14 protein-coding genes are annotated in these 18,263 nt (G+C 60.1%); 3 read left to right on the top strand and 11 right to left on the bottom strand.

Annotated elements, in window-relative coordinates; all coding sequences use genetic code 11:
* Window positions 1-2 precede the first annotated feature (2 nt).
* Window positions 3-1,088 (top strand): ABC transporter ATP-binding protein, encoded by a 1,086-nt coding sequence (locus ACIQJ2_RS30295; protein ID WP_400673799.1) that lies wholly within the window; start codon window positions 3-5, stop codon window positions 1,086-1,088.
* A 45-nt stretch (window positions 1,089-1,133) separates the two neighbouring features.
* Here the strand turns inward: ACIQJ2_RS30295 and ACIQJ2_RS30290 are convergent, their stop codons facing one another.
* From ACIQJ2_RS30290 to ACIQJ2_RS30245, 10 genes are all read right to left on the bottom strand, one after another.
* Window positions 1,134-2,195, bottom strand: coding sequence for a class I SAM-dependent methyltransferase (locus ACIQJ2_RS30290; RefSeq protein ID WP_199148172.1), 1,062 nt, complete (start codon window positions 2,193-2,195; stop codon window positions 1,134-1,136).
* Window positions 2,196-2,379: 184 nt separating this feature from the next.
* Window positions 2,380-2,931 carry a glutathione peroxidase gene (locus ACIQJ2_RS30285; protein ID WP_400673803.1) on the bottom strand — a complete coding sequence of 184 codons (552 nt, stop codon included), beginning with the start codon at window positions 2,929-2,931 and terminating at the stop codon, window positions 2,380-2,382.
* A gap of 78 nt (window positions 2,932-3,009) precedes the next feature.
* Window positions 3,010-4,860: an ABC transporter ATP-binding protein gene (locus tag ACIQJ2_RS30280; RefSeq protein WP_400673806.1), complete on the bottom strand. Its 1,851-nt coding sequence runs from the start codon at window positions 4,858-4,860 to the stop codon at window positions 3,010-3,012.
* Between the two features lie 48 nt (window positions 4,861-4,908).
* Entirely contained in the window at window positions 4,909-6,696 is a 1,788-nt protein-coding gene (locus ACIQJ2_RS30275; protein WP_400673808.1) for a gamma-glutamyltransferase family protein, read from the bottom strand.
* A gap of 22 nt (window positions 6,697-6,718) precedes the next feature.
* Entirely contained in the window at window positions 6,719-7,597 is an 879-nt protein-coding gene (locus ACIQJ2_RS30270) for an ABC transporter permease (protein ID WP_400673809.1), read from the bottom strand.
* Window positions 7,594-8,541, bottom strand: a complete 948-nt coding sequence (locus ACIQJ2_RS30265; RefSeq protein ID WP_400673811.1) for an ABC transporter permease — start codon at window positions 8,539-8,541, stop codon at window positions 7,594-7,596. Before ACIQJ2_RS30265 ends, ACIQJ2_RS30270 begins: the two co-directional genes overlap by 4 nt.
* A gap of 68 nt (window positions 8,542-8,609) precedes the next feature.
* Window positions 8,610-10,118 carry an ABC transporter substrate-binding protein gene (locus ACIQJ2_RS30260; protein WP_400673814.1) on the bottom strand — a complete coding sequence of 503 codons (1,509 nt, stop codon included), beginning with the start codon at window positions 10,116-10,118 and terminating at the stop codon, window positions 8,610-8,612.
* Between the two features lie 81 nt (window positions 10,119-10,199).
* Window positions 10,200-10,937 carry a FadR/GntR family transcriptional regulator gene (locus tag ACIQJ2_RS30255; protein ID WP_400673816.1) on the bottom strand — a complete coding sequence of 246 codons (738 nt, stop codon included), beginning with the start codon at window positions 10,935-10,937 and terminating at the stop codon, window positions 10,200-10,202.
* A gap of 191 nt (window positions 10,938-11,128) precedes the next feature.
* Window positions 11,129-12,571, bottom strand: coding sequence for a M81 family metallopeptidase (locus tag ACIQJ2_RS30250; RefSeq protein WP_400673818.1), 1,443 nt, complete (start codon window positions 12,569-12,571; stop codon window positions 11,129-11,131).
* A gap of 7 nt (window positions 12,572-12,578) precedes the next feature.
* Window positions 12,579-13,712 (bottom strand): ROK family protein, encoded by a 1,134-nt coding sequence (locus tag ACIQJ2_RS30245; protein WP_400673820.1) that lies wholly within the window; start codon window positions 13,710-13,712, stop codon window positions 12,579-12,581.
* A gap of 308 nt (window positions 13,713-14,020) precedes the next feature.
* Here ACIQJ2_RS30245 and ACIQJ2_RS30240 point away from each other — a divergent pair, with 308 nt between their 5' ends.
* A complete protein-coding gene (locus ACIQJ2_RS30240) occupies window positions 14,021-15,517 on the top strand; it encodes an MDR family MFS transporter (RefSeq protein ID WP_400673822.1) in 1,497 nt (498 codons plus the stop codon).
* Between the two features lie 64 nt (window positions 15,518-15,581).
* Here the strand turns inward: ACIQJ2_RS30240 and ACIQJ2_RS30235 are convergent, their stop codons facing one another.
* Complete coding sequence (locus tag ACIQJ2_RS30235; protein ID WP_400673824.1) at window positions 15,582-16,376, bottom strand: FadR/GntR family transcriptional regulator; 795 nt, start codon at window positions 16,374-16,376, stop codon at window positions 15,582-15,584.
* 410 nt (window positions 16,377-16,786) lie between these two features.
* Between ACIQJ2_RS30235 and ACIQJ2_RS30230 the strand changes: the two genes are divergently transcribed.
* Entirely contained in the window at window positions 16,787-18,250 is a 1,464-nt protein-coding gene (locus tag ACIQJ2_RS30230; protein WP_400673826.1) for a DHA2 family efflux MFS transporter permease subunit, read from the top strand.
* Window positions 18,251-18,263 lie beyond the last annotated feature (13 nt).

The following is an 18,263-nucleotide window of genomic DNA, read 5'->3' as shown; positions in this document are numbered from 1 at the left end:
TCATGGCCAATGTTTCCATTCGCGAACTTGCAATCAATTTCGGCAACGTCAACGTTCTGAAGTCGCTCAACCTCGAAGTGAATTCGGGCGAATTCGTCGTGCTGCTCGGTCCGTCCGGCTGTGGCAAGTCGACCTTGCTTAACGCCATCGCCGGCCTCACCGATATCAGCGACGGGCAGATCTGGATCGGCGACAAGAACGTCACCTGGGAGGAGCCGAAGGACCGTGGCATCGGCATGGTGTTTCAATCTTACGCGCTCTATCCGACGATGACGGTCGAGGGAAATCTCTCGTTCGGGCTGCGCATCGCCGGCATGCCGAAGGAGGAGATTGCTGAGCGCGTCAACCGCGCCGTACAGATCCTGCAGATCGATCCTTTGCGCAAGCGCCGGCCGGGTGAACTCTCCGGCGGCCAGCGCCAGCGCGTCGCGATCGGCCGCGCGCTGGTGCGCGATGTCGACGTCTTCCTGTTCGACGAACCGCTCTCCAACCTCGACGCCAAGCTTAGAACCGAGCTGCGCGTCGAGTTGAAGCGGCTTCACAGCGGTCTGGGATCAACGATGATCTATGTCACGCACGACCAGATCGAGGCATTGACGCTCGCGGACCGCATCGCCGTCATGAGCGGCGGCGTCATCCAGCAATTTGCCTCGCCGAAGGAAATTTATCGTCGCCCCGTCAATCGCTTCGTTGCAGGCTTCGTCGGGTCGCCTTCCATGAACTTTCTTTCGGGACAGGTGACCAGCAACAACGGCGCGCCCGCCTTTGAGCTCTCCGATGGCCGCGGGATCGATCTCAACGGCTATGAGTTTTCCGGCACGCCCGGCGAAGGTCGAAAGGCGACACTTGGCGTGCGGCCGGAACAGATGCAGTTCCAGCCGGCCAGCGATCGTTCATCGAGCTTGCCGGCGACTTTCAGCATCGTCGAGCCGATGGGCTCGGATAACCTGATCTGGGGTCAGGTCGGCAGCGAGACCTTGTCGGTGCGTATCGATGCCGACGAGGAGATCGCGCTCGACAGAGAGCAGCCGGTCTACTTCCAGCCTGCACTTGCGTCGCTATTCGGTGAAGACGGACAGCGTCTGTAGCGCATCATGCATGCCGCGCGCTCGCAGACGCGCGCGGCAGATGCCTCATACCTTGACCTCGAAGACCATGTTGAACGGTGTTTCGGTGGCTTTGCGGAAATGAGTATAGCCGGCATCCATGGCAACTTTGCGCAGCTTCAGTTCGCCTGCCTGCGCGCCTAGACCGAGCCCGACTTCCTGGGATAGCGACGCCGGCGTGCAAATCATCGTGGATGCACCGTAGAACACGCGTCCGACCGGATTGAGATTGTCCTTCAGGCAATCATGCGCAAAGGGTTCCACGATCATCCAGATGCCGTCATCCGCAAGGCACTCCTTGACATGTTTGCCGGCGCCGACGGGATCGCCCATATCGTGCAGGCAATCGAACATCGCGACGAGATCGTAGTCGACCGCCGGGAAATCCTTGGCGCTTGCCTGTTCGAACGTGATGCGGTCGCCAACGCCCGCTTCCTTCGCAGCTGCTTTCGCTCGCTCGATCGAAGGCAGATGATAGTCAAAGCCGAAGAAGGTCGAGTTCGGATAGGCCTCAGCCATCAGGATGGTCGAAGCGCCGTGGCCGCAACCGACATCGGCAACCATGGCACCGGCCTGTAGCTTTTCCTCCATGCCGTTCAGTGCGGGGATCCATTCCGAAACGAGATGGCTGTTGTAGCCCGGTCGGAAAAAACGCTCCGTTCCACGAAACAGGCAGGCGTTGTGCTCATGCCAGCCGAGGCCGCTGCCGGTCTTGAAGGCATTGGCAATTTTGGGCTCGTCGAGCCACATGGATTGTACGACATCGAACGCGCCGGTGAAAAAAGCAGGGCTATTCTCCTCAGCAAACACCATCGCCTGCTCCGGCGATAGATAGAAGCGTTCGGTCCCGTCGTCGTAGCTGACATAGTCGGCCGCGGCCTGCGCCGACAGCCATTCGCGCACGTAACGCTCCTTCACGCCGACCTTGTTGGCCAATTCCGTCGAGGTCATCGGCGTCCCGTCCGCCATGGCGCGGAACAGGCCCAGATGGTCTCCGAGTGTTACCAATACGCCGGAGACCGCCGCACCGAGATCGCCGACGAGGCGTCCGACGAGGCTATCGAGTTTCTGCATATCAGGTTCGCGCATGACATCCTCCCATCAGAATTGATGCAGCATTCCGTCATGATGAATTCGGATTGGAAACCATACTCCCGGGCCGCCGGGCGCGCAATTAAGCCATCCGGCTGAACGTGCTTTGCGCTAACCGGCAGGAAATGCAACCTATTGACGCAATTAGCCGTTTCTGGCGTTTAGAAGGTATCCAGGGGCTTTAGTTTGCCCGTGCCAGTTCCTTCTCCAAAACGGACAGAAGGCGAGGGTCGTTCGGCGTTACGTCCGGTGCGAAGCGTGCCACCACCTTGCCGTTGCGGCCGATCAGGAACTTCTCGAAATTCCAGACAACGCCGCCGTCCTGCCCGGTTTCCAGACCGTGCTTTGCAAGACGTTCGCGCATTGGTCCGTCGCCAGTCGCTTCGACGCCTGATGCGATAAGGCCGTTGTAAAGAGGATGCCGGTCTTCGCCAGTTACGGCGATCTTGGAAAACATCGGGAATTGCACATCGTAGGTCAGCGTGCAGAAGCTCAGAATGTCTTCGTTCGTGCCGGGCTCCTGTCCCTTAAAATCGTTGGCGGGGAAGCCGGCGATGACAAGGCCTTGGTCGCGCTTGTCTTCGTATAGCTTTTCCAACGCCTCATACTGAACCGTCAGTCCGCATTTGGAGGCGACGTTGACGACCATGATGACCTTGCCGCGATAATCGGCAAGCGTCGTATCGCTGCCATCGATCCTTTTCACCGGAATATCGAGCACGCTGTCAGTCATTACCTTCACTCCAATCATCTGGAAAACAGGATGCTGATATTTGCCTGGAATTCGAAGTCGTCAAGGCCGGAAACCGTTTCAGGCGGCGTCATCGATCCGAACCAGATGACCGCTCGATACTTCACGGTATTGCCGAACCGGCGGCTTGTAGCCAACAGGCCGAACCGGGCTCTTCAGTTCATCGACGGAAAGATTGCGTTTGATGCCGCGCCGTGCAGGATCCGGAACAGGAACCGCTGCCATCAATTTTTTCGTATAGCTGTGTTGCGGGTTCTCGAACACCGAGGCGCGGGGGCCGATTTCGACGATTTCGCCAAGATACATCACCGCCACGCGATGGCTAACGCGCTCGACGACGGCCATGTCATGCGAGATGAAGAGAAAGGACAGATTGAGGCTCTGCTGCAGATCCATCAGAAGATTGCAGACCTGCGCCTTGATGGACACGTCAAGCGCCGAGACGCTTTCGTCGGCGACGATGACTTTCGGGTCCAGGGCGAGCGCGCGCGCAATGCAGATGCGCTGACGCTGACCGCCTGAAAATTCATGGGGGTAGCGGCTCATCATGTCGGCGCTTAGACCCACGCGCTGCAAAAGGTCGGCCGCCTTCTCGCGCGCCTGTGAACGCGAGCCGAGACGGTGCTCGATAAACGGCTCGGCAACCGCTGCTCCAATCGTCATCCGCGGGTTGAGGCTTGCAAACGGATCCTGAAAGATCATCTGGATGCTGCGCCGCATTCGGCGCAGGTCTTGCGCGTTGAGCTTCATCACGTCGTAGCCGTCGAGACGAACATCGCCCGATTTCGGATTGACGAGGCGCATGATGGAGCGACCGGTCGTCGATTTGCCGCAGCCGGACTCCCCGACCAGAGACAGGGTCTCCCCCTGGGCAAGATTGAAGGAGACGTTTTCGACGGCGTGAATGGCGCCTGTGGGTCGGGCGAGCAAACCGCCGCGGAGATCAAACCGGGTGACGAGGTTTTTAACCTCGAGCACCGGTGGTTTGGCATAGTCGATCGCGTCGGCGAGCGCAGTTGGTTCTTTACGCTCGCCGGTGCCGATATCGACGATCGGGAAACGCAACGGTCGCGGCTGATCCGTCATCGAGCCAAGTCGGGGCACGGCAGACAGCAATGCCCGCGTATATGGATGCTGGCCGCGATGGAAAATATCGTCGGTCTTGCCGGTCTCGACCGCCTCGCCGCGATACATGACGATGGTGCGATCGGAAATCTCGGCGACGACGCCCATGTCGTGGGTGATGAAGAGGACGGACATGCCTTCCTCCTCCTGCAGCACCTTGATGAGGTCGAGGATCTGCCCCTGTATGGTCACGTCGAGAGCGGTCGTCGGCTCATCGGCGATCAAAAGCTTCGGACGTGAGGCAAGCGCCATGGCGATCATCACGCGCTGGCGCATGCCACCGGAAAACTGATGCGGATATTCGTCGAAGCGCGAGGATGCGTTGGGGATGCGCACCTTTTCCAGCAGCCGGATCGTCTCGGCTCTTGCTTGCGCCTTGGAGATGTCGCCGTGGCAGGTGAGTGCCTCGGAAATCTGCCGGCCGATGGTGAAGATCGGATTGAGAGAGGTCATCGGCTCCTGGAAGATCATCGCGATGTCCTTGCCTCTGACGTCGCGCATCTCGCCTTCCGAAAGGGGGAGGATATCCCGGCCGTTCAACCGCACGGCGCCTTCGATGCGGCTGCTGGATTTGGCAAGCAGCCGCATGATCGAGAGCGAGGTCACACTCTTGCCGGAGCCGCTTTCCCCGACGATGGCGACGGTTTCGCCGGGCATGATGTCAAAGGAGATATTCTTGACCACCTGGCGCCATTCACCGTCAACGAGAAACGATGTCGCCAGATTGGATACGGACAGAACGGGTCGTGTTGCCGGATCGGCTTGTTGCGCCTTCGTGGTCGTCATGAAATCCCCTTTTCCTGTTCTTGCACATGGCGCAGCCGAGAGCGGCAGCTATCGTCCGATCGCGTAGGCCTGCATCAGGCGCGGTGTTGCGGCCGCACGCAGGAGGCCGTCCGCATCGCGCCTTGCTGCGGTGAGACGACCGACCGTCCACTCCGGAGCGACCGTCAGCTGGTGGCCCTTTCTGCGCAGCGAATCGAGAACATCAGCGCTGAAATTCGCTTCTGCGGTCAGCCCGCCCGGCTCGCGGGTGCGCGGATAGAAGGAGCTCGGGAAATGCGTGCTGTGGAACAGCGGCTTGTCGATCGCTTCCTGCAGATTCAGCCCGTGATGGACATAGCGCAGGAAGAAGGAAAGCTGCCATTGCTCCTGCTGATCGCCGCCGGGGGTGCCGAAGGCGAGTGTCGGCCGGCCCTCATGCAGCGCCAGTGTCGGCGTCAGCGTCGTGCGCGGCCGCTTGCCCGGCGCAAGCGAGGTGGGCAGGCCCGGTTTCAGCCAGAACATCTGTGCGCGAGAATTCAGGCAGAAGCCGAGGCCGGGGATGATCGGCGAGGATTGCAGCCAACCACCGGAAGGCGTCACCGATACCATATTGCCCTCACGATCGATCACGTCGACATGAACGGTGTCGCCGCGCTTTTCGGTAAGATGCGACATCGTCGGCTCATAGACCGGCCCGCTCTTGGCTTCGGGCGCTTCGAGTATCTGCATGGTAAGGTCGTACTGGTTCTCGAATCCGGCCAACTTGCCCGGTCGCAAGGCGAGCGATGCCTCGGGTGCGATCAACCTGCGGCGCTTCTCGGCATAGGCATCGGAAAGAAGCGTCTCAACCGGGACGGCCGAAAAGTTCGGATCGCCGTAATAGACTTCGCGATCCGCGAAAGCGAGTTTCATGGCTTCGGTGACGGTATGCACGAAATCGGCGCCGGCCGGGTCCATGCCGGCGATATCGAAGCCCTTCAGCAGAGACAGGGTTTGCAGGAACACCGGTCCCTGACCCCAGGGGCCGATCTTCGCGACGTTCCAGCCGTGATAGTCGTATGTCAGTGGCTCCTCGACGGTGGCGGACCAGTTGGCCATGTCCTCCGCGGTCAACACACCCTTGTGGCGCTTGCCGCTCGCATCCATGACCTCGGTCTTGCTGACGTAACGATCAATCGCCTCGGCGACAAAGCCGCGATAGTAGGCATCTCGAGCAGCCTCAACCTGCGCCTCGCGACCGCTTTTGCTTTCCGCTTCGGCGATGATGCGCTTCCAGGTTTCGGCGAGAACCGGGTTCTTGAAATTGGACCATGGCTGAGGGGCCGAGCCTCCGGGCAGCCAGGTCTCGTAGGAGGTCGGCCATTCCTCGCGATAGAAATCCGCCAGGCCCTCGATGGTCGCCGATACGCGTGGAAGAACGGGGTGGCCGTTTTCGGCATAATGGATTGCCGGTTCAAGCACGTCGCGAACCGTCAGCCTGCCATAATCGCGCAGCATCAGCATCCAGCCGTCGAAGGCGCCCGGAATAACGGTGGCGAGCAGGCCGTCGCCAGGGATCATTGACAGTCCCTCGCTCGTATAATGCTCGATCGTCGCTCCGGCGGGTGCCGGTCCCTGTGCACAGATAACCTCGACCTTGTCCTTCTTCTTGGAATAGAAAATAGCGGGCATGTCGCCGCCCGGCCCGCAAAGATGCGGTTCGACAATCTGGAGTACGAAGCCGGTGGCAACCGCGGCGTCGAAGGCGTTGCCGCCTTTTTCGAGAATGCTCATGCCCACGGCAGACGCAATCCAGTGCGTCGAGGTGACGACGCCGAAGGTGCCGAGGATTTCGGGACGTGTGGTGAACGCAGTCATTGGGGGCATCCTTTTAGTTTATTCATGCTTCGCGTGGGTCGAGCGCATCGCGCAGGCCGTCGCCGAGGAGATTGAAGCCGATCACGACGAGGAAGATGGCGGCACCCGGCCACATGGCCATCCAGGGCGCCTGTTCCAGATAGTTCTTGGCGACGTTGAGCATCGAGCCCCAGCTTGCAGCGGGCGGTTGCTGGCCGAGCCCGAGGAAGGACAGACTTGCCTCGGCAATGATAGCCGTCGCGATCGTCAGCGTCCCCTGCACGAGGATGGGGGCAAAGACGTTCGGCAGGATATAACGGGTGATGATGCTGACGTGGCGCAGGCCGATCGAGCGGGCGCCTTCGACATATTCCTCCGTCTTGACCGCCAGCACCTGTCCGCGCGTCAGCCGGACGAAGACCGGCGTCGCTGAAAGCCCGATCGCGATCATCGCATTGGTGAGGCTCGGCCCGAGAAAGGCGGCAAGCGCAATGGCGGTAATGAGGAAGGGCATCGCCAGAAAGGCTTCGGTGATGCGCGAGATGATCTGGTCGATCCAGCCGCCGAAATAACCGGAGAGCAGGCCGAACGGCACGCCGATCAGGACCGCGATGACCACGGAAAACACACCCGCCATCAGCGATGCTCGCGCACCCCAGATCATGCGGGACAGGATGTCCCTGCCGAGATCGTCGGTGCCGAGCCAATGGGTTGCCGACGGCGCCTTGCGGATCGCCGACCAGCTTGTGGCGATCGGATCTGCGATCGGCAGGAGCGGGGCAAGAGCGGCAAGCGCCGTGAAAAAGAAGATGATCCCAAGTCCGACCAAGGCGCCCTTATTGGCTTTCAGCTTCCGCCACGCCCTGTTGGGCGCGCGCTTGGCAGAAACGCCCTTGGCGCTTGCCTGAACGATCGTGCTCATAGGGCGGCCCTCATGCGCGGGTTGAGGAGGACGTAGAGAATGTCGGCAATCAGGTTCATCGCGATGAAGCCGATGGCCGTGCACAGCACGACGCCCTGGACGACGGCGTAATCGCGGTTGAAGACCGCATCGACGATCAGCTTGCCGAAGCCGGGGATCGTGAAGATCTGCTCGGTCAGAACGGCGCCGGCCAGAAGTTCGCCGAAGAGCAGGGCGCTGACGGTGACGACGGGGAGGATGGCGTTGCGGAAACTGTGCTGCAGGATAACGGCCGTTTCAGGCAGGCCCTTGGCGCGCGCAGTGCGGATATAGTCTGCGCTGAGCACGCTCAGCATGGAGGAGCGGGTGTGGCGCATCAATGTGGCGGCCAGCGCGTTACCCAGCACGAAGGCTGGCATCAGCATGGTCTGGATCGAGCGCCAGGGATCCTCCAGGAATGGCTGGTATCCCGAGGCCGGCAGCCAGTGGAGTTTTACCGAAACCAGCAGGATCAGCATGATGCCGAGCCAGAAGTTCGGTACGGACAAGCCGCAAAGGGCAACGATATTGGCGAGAAAGTCGATGAAGGTATTCTTCTTCACCGCCGCCAATATGCCCATCGGGATGCCGATGACGAAGGCAAAGATCATCGACATGACCGCGAGCTGGATGGTGACCGGCAGCTTTTCGGCGACCAGCGTCAACACCGGCTGATTGGTGCGCAACGAGACGCCGAGATCGCCCTTCACGACGCCTTGCAGCCAATAGCCGTATTGATAGATGACAGGGTCGTTCAGGCGATATTTTCCGCGAAGCTGTTCGAGAACCTGAGGGTCGCGCTCCTCCCCGGCCATGGCGAGCACTGGGTCGCCGGGCAGGAGTTTCTGCAGCGAGAAAACAAAGATCGAAATGATCAGCAGCGTCGGTATCGCGACGAGCAGCCTCTTTCCGATATAGCTATACATGGGTGTATCCTCGCCGCGCTATCGATGGCGGAAGCGCCATGCGAGCAAACTCGCATGGCATTGATGGCTCAATTGCTCTTTTTCACGCCGACAAGGCGGATCATGCCATCGGGCGAGGGCACGAAGCCGGACACCTTTTTGTTGTAACCCCAGATCCAGGCCTGATGTCCGATGAATATGATCGGCAGATCCTCGTTGAGGATCGCTGCGGCCGCATCGTATTTCTGTTTGCGCACGGCGTTGTCTTGGGACTGGCGCGCGTCGAGCAAGAGTTTGTCGACCTCCGGATTGCTGTACTTGGAATCGTTCAGGCCGGCGCCGGTCGTGACGAACTGCTGGATATTGCCGTCCGGATCAGAGCGGCCGGACCAGTCGGAACGGCTCATCTGATAGTTGCCCGCCGTCTGTGCATCGAGCAGCGTGGCGAACTCCGTCGTCTTCAGCGTGACGTCGAAACCCGCCTCTGCGGCCATCGACTGGATAATTTGCATCATCTGCATGGTGACGGGATTATTGGAGACCGTCATTTCAACAGGAACGCGATCGAAGCCGGCCGCCTTGACCAAGGCTTTTGCCTTGTCGACATCACGGGCTGGCACCGGGATATTCTTGTCGTACCAGGGGCTGTTCGGCGCGAAGGGCTGGTTTCCGGCCAGGCCCGTGCCGTCAAAGACGATCTGCATGGCCGCTTCACGATCGATCGCCAGTGAGAAAGCCTGGCGCAAGCGCTTGTCCTTGCCCATCGGATTGTCGGCGCGCTGTCCGTTGCCGACATTGGCATAGATGCCGAGCCAGCCCGTTCCGATCGCATCTGCATAAACGAGATTGGCGTCGCCCTTCACCGTGGCAGCGTCCGACGCGGCTAGACGGTCGATCATGTCGAGATCGCCGGAACGCAGGTTTGCGAGGCGAACCGTCGTGTCCGGGATCGGCAGGTAGGTCACCTTGTCGATAAAGATATTGTCCTTGTTCCAGTAGTCCTGGAACTTCTCGAGCACGATCCGGTCCTGCTGCACGCGCTCGACGAATTTGAACGGACCGGAGCAGACCGGATGGTCGCCGAACTTCGCGCCGGCGGCCTTCGCGGCTGCTGGCGAAACCATCATCCCGGAGCGGTCGGAAAGCTGCGCAAGCAAGGTGACGTCAGGCGCCTTGAGGGTGAAGGTGACTTCGTATTCGCCAGATGCCTCGACCTTGGTGACGGAGGAGAGCTCGCTCTTGCGGCGCGATTCCGGCATCGTCTGATAGCGCTGGATGTTGTCGACCACCGCCTGGGCGTTGAACGGCGTTTCGTCCTGGAATTTGACGCCCTGGCGCAGCTCCATGATCAGCTGCTTGCCATCGGCGGACCATTTCCAGGATGTGGCAAGCTGCGGCACGAACTGCAGGTCCGGGGTGACATCGACAAGTTTGTCGCAAAGGGCGGTATAAACGATGCGGCCGACGAATGAGCGCGACTGTGCGGGATCAAGCACATCGGCGTCGTCCTGCAGGCCGATCTTGAGCTCGACAGCGTAGGCCGGCAGCGCGATGAGGGCGCCGGCAGCAAGCGATGCCAGGAATCTGGTGATCTTCATTTCGTTCTCCTGATTATAGTTTTTGTTGTGCAGGCCGCGGCCGGTTTCCTCTCCGGTCTTGGCCTGGCTTCAGATTTTGGTTCAGCTTGCCTCGCCGGCTGGCGGCTCCTTTGCGTGCTGCGCATCGAGCGAGGTGATCCGCGTCAGGCTTTCCTGAAGCATGAGCAGGTGTTCACGCATGGCCTCGCCAGCCTTCATCGGATTGCGCGCGGCAATCGCATCGATGATCGCGATATGCTGTGCATAGGAGACAGGGCGCGTCTTGTTGATGCTGCGGGCCAATTCGCGAATGGTTTGCCAGGCTTCGTCCTGTCGGACATGGTTGATGACGTCGAATATGGTCAGAAAGAACTGGTTGCCGGCACTCTCGGCGATCAGCCGATGCAAGGCGCCGTCCCACAGTTCGCGGCTGTCGGCATCGTCGCTGGCGGTGATTTTCTTCGTCAGCTCATACATGCGATCGATGTCGGCGCGCTTGGCTCGCATGGCCGCCAGCTGGGCGAGTTGCGGCTCGATACGCAGGCGCACTTCCATGACTTCCATGAGATCCGTGCCGGCGACGAGCGAGCTGACATGCTCGCTCCAACCGTCGGGGCGCTTGCCCGCATAGGTTCCCGAGCCCTGGCGCCGCCAGACGCGGCCCTCTGCCTCCAACACCTCCAACGCCCGGCGGATGGCGCGGCGGCTGACGTCGAAAGCCTCCGAAAGCGCCCGCTCGGTCGGAAGCTTGCCGTCGGCGGGCAACCCGTCCGAATTCAGGAGACCCCGGAGCTTTTCCAGGGCATGAACCGAATTCTCCGGAAGGCTATTGATCGCCATGATTGGGGGATGAACCAATTTTGAATTGGTTCGATTGAAATTCAACTCAATCTCGCCGTCAAGCACTTTTTTGTGCAGTTTCGATAATGCACAATGCTTGTGCGCAATGCTTCAAGGCGGCCTGCGATGTGCAGCCGCCTTGGGAAAGATAGGGAGAGCGAATATCCCCCGGCGTTTGCCGAGGGGAAGGTTCAGCGACCGATGGTGCGTGCCGAAAGCGCCGTCTCCGGCGTGAAATCGAAATCCTTATCGAAGGGGTAGGTTGGCGTCGTCTTGCGCAGCCGCGGCAACCGCTCGACAAACTGATCGACGACCCCAGGCGACAGCGCCATGAGGTTCGGATTGGCGATTGGCGCCAGTTCGGGCGAGAGATAGCCCGACTTGACGACGATGATCCTTGCCTTATGCGGGTCGAGACCGAGGCGCGTGAAATCGGCGATGTTATGATAGGGGCGGCGCTTGGCGGATAGGACGAGGTCTATGCCGCCGATGGAAACGACCGCTTGCGCCTCGCTCGCCTCTGCCGTCTCCAGCAGGAACTTGACGGTAAAGCTGCCCCTGACCGGCTTGCTTCCCTTGGTGTCCAGCGATGCACCGACAGAGAGATCGAGGGTGGCGCCAATGCCGGCGGTATAGCAGGCCTGCGTGGCGGCTTTGTCGGCGATGCCGGCAAAGATGACGCCTCTAGCACCTCTAGCAATGAGTTCGGCAAGCAAATCGGCGCGATCGCCCACGCCGCCGCCGGTCGGGTTGTCGCCGGATTCAGCCAGAACCACGGGTGCAGTCGTGCTCGCGATTGCCTTTTCGACGCATTCTTCGGTCGAGCCGATCTCGCAACCGAAAACGAAATCCTCACGCGCATCCCAATAGGCTTTCGCCAGGCGATTTGCCTCGCGTTCGAGTACGGTGCGATCCGTGCCGGTCATGATGGCGGCGGCCGTGCAGCGCGGTTCGTCGGCCCATACGTAGCCGACCATCAGAGAGGCGTCCCAGACGCCATCGACGGCGTCAATTTTCGGCAGCAGATCGTAGAGGCTCTTTGCCGGTTCATCGACCGTGCTGGTACGTTCGCCCGGCAGTACGACTGGGATCGGAGCCCAGAGCAGGATCGGCTTGACGCCGGTCTTCAGGCTTTCCGTCAGCATCTTGACGGCGCGGCGCATCGTTTCCTCGACATCGATATGCGGTGCGGTGCGATAGGTGGAATACATGTCGAGCGCGTCGATAATGCGCTGCGTGACGTTGCCGTGGAGGTCGTAGCTGGCCGAGACCATGCAATCGTTGCCGACGAGGGCGCGCGCGGCGCTGATCCAATCACCCTCCGCATCTTCCATGCCTTCGACATACATGGCGCCGTGCATGGCCAGATAGAGCCCATCGAGCGGCAGCAATGGCTTCAACCGTTCCAGGAACTCCGCCTTGAACGCTTCATAGGTGTGACGGGCGACCGGGCCGCCAGCGATGGCTCTGGCGTGAATGGTCGGCAGAAACTCGCCTTCATAGTCCTTGAGAAAGGCAAAATAGGGCGCAGCCGCCAGCTCTTCGCCGCGCAGAACGCGAAAGTCCCTTTCCTCGTTCAGAACGGGGTTATAGGTGCTGCACTCAATATGAATGCCTCCGACGGCAATGCGCATGGGAACCTCAATTCGCGTTGGGACCAATCAGAAAATTATGAGCGGCAATGCTTGCGGCACCCCGCGCCCAGACATCGCCATCGACGCGGTGGGTGCGGATTGGCGTCTGCCCAGCGTAGCGGGGCAACACATTTGCCTCGGCGGTCTGCCGCATGACAGTGCCGAAAAGACCGTCGAAGCGCCCTTCGACGTGGGCGATCAGGATCATGCCGGGATCGTTGAACTGGATCAGATGAGCGATGGCCAGCCCGAGGGCGTTCCCCGCTCGATGCAGAATGCGCACTGCGGCTGCATTTCCGAGCGCCGCTTCGGCTTCCAGACCTTCGATCGAATGGCAGGAAAGGCCCTCCGCCTTGGCCATTTCCTTGATTGCCCTCAGCGAAGCGACGGTATCGAGGCAGCCGCGCTTGCCGCACCGGCAGGGCGCGCCGCCCGGTTCTATGGTGCAATGAGCGATCTCGCCGGCGCCGCCGTGATTGCCGCGATAAAGCTTGCCGCCAATGAAATGAGCGCAGCCTATTCCGTCATCGAAAGAGACGACGCTGAAATTCTGCACATCGCGAGCACTGCCGAACAGTTTCTCGCTGACGGCAACCGCCTTGGCGTCGTTTTCGATGAATGTGTCGATGCCGCATTTCCGGCGGATGATATTTGCGAGAGGGACGTCCTGCCATCCAAGCAAGGTGGACTGGACACAGTTTGCCTGTCGTTCATCGACGAAACCGGAAAGAGCAACGCCAATCCCCTGGAGCTTTTGCTTGGCGTCCTTTCGGCCCGCAAGCAGCTTCGGCAGCGTGTCCGCAATCAGCCCGGCAATGACGTCCGGATCGCGCGATAGCGGCATGGTCTGGCGGGCGAGAATATTGCCGTTGAAATCGCTAAGCACCATTGGCGCGGGATCTTCCAGCAGCGATATCCCGACGAAGAAGGCGCCTTCGGGATGCAGATCGAGCAGAATCGACGGACGCCCCTGGCCCTGAACCGTTTCTGTCTCGTGCAGGACGCCGAGCGAAATCAGATCGCGGGCAATGCCGCTCATGGCAGCCTTGCTTAAGCCCATGGATGCCGCCAGAACGGTGCGGCTCGATGGCCCGGATTGCCCGATGACCCTTAAAAGCTGCTGTTGGGAAGATGTGAGCAATTCAAGGTTCCGTCCGCTTTTTTCCGACCATAAGTTCAGGAATTAAACAAATCAACGGAAATAAATTCCTCTCAGAACCAAACTAAGGATGTGGCCGGCAAATAGCGCGGGAATTGTCGTCAGGGACGGCCGCATTTAAATAGTTGACATCGGGCCCTATCAATATGCAATGCTTATCATAACGATTCAGCAGGCCCAGCCCTCCCGTCGCCTCGTCCTCCGACGTCGATTCCAAAATCAACACTCGATTCTGGCTGCCCTGCGGCCCGCGTGTCCGATGTCAGGCGCCGCAGTCAGAAAGGAACACCATGTCCACTACGGTCGACCGTTCGAGACGCCCGTTGGTCATCGTCTCGATCATGCTGGCAACCTTTATGGTTGCCGTCGAAGCGACCATTGTCGCGACCGCCATGCCGCATATTGTCGGCCAGCTTGGCGGCTTCACCTATTATAGCTGGGTGTTCTCCGCGTTTCTGCTGGCGCAGTCCACGACGACGGTCATCTACGGCAAGCTTTCCGACATTTTTGGCCGCAAGCCAATGCTCGTTGGCGGAATTCTTATTTTCCTCGTAGGATCCGCGCTTGCCGGCTTTGCCTGGTCGATGGCCTCCTTGATCGCCTTCCGGCTGCTTCAGGGTCTCGGTGCCGGCGCCATCCAGCCCGTGACGATGACCATCGTCGGCGATCTCTATAAGCTGGAGGAGCGGGCCAAAGTGCAGGGCGTGCTTGCCAGCGTCTGGGCTGTTTCGGCCGTGATAGGGCCGCTTGCCGGGGGTATCATCGTCGACAATATCTCCTGGGCCTGGATTTTCTGGATCAACCTGCCTGTCGGTGTTCTTGCCATTGCGGGTTTCATATTCTTTCTGCACGAGCGCATCACGCCGCGCGAGGCGAAGATCGACTATCTCGGCACGATCCTGTTTTCGATATCGATCGTATCGCTGCTGGTCATTCTGACGGAGACCGATTCCGGCTTTGCCGTTCTCTGTCCGCTGGCCATCGTCTTCATCGTCAGTGGCGTTCTGTTCCTATGGCAGGAACGGCGAGCGCCGGAACCGATCATCTCGATTGCACTCTGGAGCCGGCGTCTGATCGCGACCAGCAATGCGGCGACGTTGCTTGCCGGCATGGCCCTTATCGGCCTGACGACGGTTTTGCCGATCTATGTGCAGGGTGTTCTTGGCCGCTCGCCGCTGGAGGCCGGCTTCACCTTGACGATGCTGATCGTCGGTTGGCCACTGGCGGTCATGCTCTCAAGCCGGTTCTTTCGCGCTTTCGGCATCCGCCGGACACTGCGCGCCGGCAGCTTCATGTTTCCGCTCGGTGCGTTGTTTCTGCTGTTTCTCACTCCGGAAAGCAGCCCGGTGATTGCGGGTGTCGGCTCCTTCCTGATGGGCTTCGGCATGGGCCTCATCAGCCTCACCAGCGTCGTGCTCGTTCAGGAAAGCGTCGAGTGGTCGATGCGCGGCAGCGCTACCGCGTCGATCATATTCTCGCGCAGTCTCGGCAATACGCTCGGCGCGACGGCGCTCGGCGCGATCATGAACGTGGGGATTTCGCACTATGGCAGCGGCGAGTTGGCAAGCAGGCTTCACAATATTCTCAATCAGCCTACAGGTCTTTCGGATCTAGGTGCAGACGTGGCGATCCGAAACGTCTTCGACGCCGCCCTGCATTGGAGTTTCTGGGGTGTCGTGGTCGTCGCCATAACGACCTTCGCAACGATCTGGCTCATTCCGGTCGCCCATGATGCCGGCCGTCGCTCGCCACTCAAAACTGATGCGCAAGATGCCATGACGCATTGATATAAAACAATGCCGGCACCCCTGCTCTCAAGTGCCGGCATTCGCTCCATGTCTATAGCGGTGGTCAAAAGTCGCGATAGTTGACCAGCCAGGAATCCAGCAGGCGCCTCGAGGCCTGAAGCGCTGCCTCGGAATCGCGAGCCGAGATCGCATCGAGAATGGCTTTGTGATAGGGCAGGGCGCTCTTCTGGCCTTCAGCCACCTCTTCATGGCCTGAAAGCGTCCGATTGGCATAGATGCCGACCGCGATCAGATCGATCAGCTGCGAATAGATCATATTGTGCGTGGCGCCGAAAATCGCGGTATGAAAGCGCAGATCGGCATCCGCATTGGTATTTACGTCGCCGATACTGGAAACCATGTCCTCATAGGCCGAGCGGATGCTGGCAATATCCTCATCCGTGCAGCGCGCCGCGGCGCGTGCCGTCGCCTCCGGCTCCAGCGCCAGCCGTAGATCCTTGATCGCCCGCATGATTTCAACCGAAGGCCCGGTTTCGTAGTACCAGACCATGACGTCCGTATCGAGGTGGTGCCAGTTGGCACGCTCCTTGACGCGCGTACCGACCCGGGTCTTGATTTCGACCAGACCCTTGCCGGCAAGGCATTTCATAGCTTCTCTGATGACGGTGCGGCTGATGCCGAACTGTTCGACCAGATCCGGCTCATTCGGCAATGTGGTGCCGACCGGATAATGGCCGCCGACGATACGGCGCCCGAGCTCGTGGACGAAATAGCCGAAGACGCCGCGACGAGGGATCGTACCGTATTTTCGCACAAAGGCATCGAATGGTGACTGCGTTACGACCAGTTTCGACTCCGGAGTGGCCGGAGCGGGCATTGCGTCAAGGCCATGTTTCATTATGCGGGGCTCTCATTCCTGATGATGCGACGTCGCGAGACCGGCTGCCCGCTCTTGTTCGCTTGGGAGGCTTCGGCGCCGGCGTCTCGGCTGCTTCGGGACTGTTCCATAGTGTTCTTGTTTCGATACCGTTGTTCTTCACGCGGCATGCTGCGACGGAAAAACCCTACCATGTCTTCCGCATGAATGCCTACTGGCTCCCCATAACCGCTCCGCACACCGCGGATTCCGCGTATTGTATGCCTCCGTTCGCACTGCCGGGCGTGATTGAGTGACGATCAAGTTGCCCGCCATCCCTTAAGCGAAATGTGATCGGCCAAGCGCTGGATGTCGTCATTTCCAGCTATCGTAAACGTTCCCGAACCGGTTAAATGGCTTGAAATGCGAGGAGGATTCGGAGTGATCGACGGATGAATGACATGTCCAGACGCGGGCAAAGAGAGGAGATGCAGGCGGCGGGATCTCGGTCGTTATGGATCGCCCTGCTTGTCGCCGGGGCCTTCTTCATGGAGAACCTGGATGGCACCGTCATCGCAACCGCGTTGCCGCAGATGGCCGTGTCCTTCGGTGCCCGCCCCGTCGATCTCAATATCGGCATGAGCGCCTATCTTCTGACGCTCGGTGTTTTCATCCCCATTAGCGGCTGGATCAGCGATCGCTTCGGCGCACGCCTGGTGTTTACGACCGCGGTCGTGATCTTCACGCTTGCCTCGGTCCTGTGCGGCTTTGCCAACGGTGTCGCCTCCTTCGTCGCCATGCGCATCCTGCAAGGCATCGGCGGTGCTATGATGGTGCCGGTCGGCCGTCTCGTTGTCTTGAACAACACCCCGAAGGACCGGCTGATTTCGGCGATTGCCACCATTACCTGGCCAGCCCTCGTTGCGCCCATCCTCGGGCCGCCGCTCGGTGGCTTCATCACCGACCATGCGAGTTGGCGGTGGATCTTCTTCCTCAATCTGCCGCTCGGGATTTTGGCATTTGCCTTCGCGCTCATACTTATTCCAGAGACGAAGGTCGCGGCGCGGCCGCCCTTCGACTGGACGGGGTTCGTCCTGAGCGGCCTTGGGTTGGCGAGCCTGATGTACGGGCTGGAGCTGATCGGCCGTCCGGATCCTGTCTGGCTGGAAGCCTGGTCCTATGTCGTCGTCGGGGTGATCCTGCTTGCCGTTTCGGTTTTGCATTTTCGTCGGGCGGAACATCCGCTCATCGACCTTTCAGGGCTGAAGCTCCCGACATTTGCGATCACCATTTCCGGCGGGTCGCTGTTCCGTATCGCCATCGGTGCCGTGCCCTTCCTGCTGCCGCTGATGTTTCAGGTCGGTTTCGGGCTCAGTGCCTTCCATGCAGGCATGCTGACCCTGGCGGTCTTTGCGGGCAATCTGGCGATGAAGCCGGCGACGACGCCGATCCTGCGGCGCTTCGGTTTCAAGCCCGTGCTGATCGTCAACGGTATCCTGAATGCGATCTTCATCGCGGCCTGCGCCCTGTTTTCACCGGATACGCCGCTCTGGTTCATCATGCCGGTTCTGTTCATCGGCGGCATGTGCCGGTCTATGCATTTTACGGCTTTGAATACCATCGCATTTGCCGACATACCGCAGCAGCAGATGACGGGCGCCAATACACTCTTCAGCACGATGTTTCAGTTGACGATGGGCATGGGCATTGCCATCGGTGCCATCGGCATTCGTATCGGCCAGGCGATCAGCGGGCCGCTTGGAGTTGGCGGCGTTGTTGCTATCGAGTTTCGCCTCGCCTTCATTCTCCTTGGAATTATCGCTCTTCTTGCCGTGCTTGATTGTCTGCCGCTCGATCGCAAGGCTGGCGACAATGTTTCTCGTAAACCGAAGGTCAGCGCGAAAAAGGCGGCGTGACCCTGTGTCCAAC

Origin of the sequence: Rhizobium sp. NPDC092011, from assembly GCF_044756305.1 — a bacterium.
Taxonomy (GTDB): domain Bacteria; phylum Pseudomonadota; class Alphaproteobacteria; order Rhizobiales; family Rhizobiaceae; genus Rhizobium.
The sequence above is the reverse complement of the archived record's forward strand: the minus strand, read 5'-3'. Positions and strand labels throughout refer to the sequence as shown.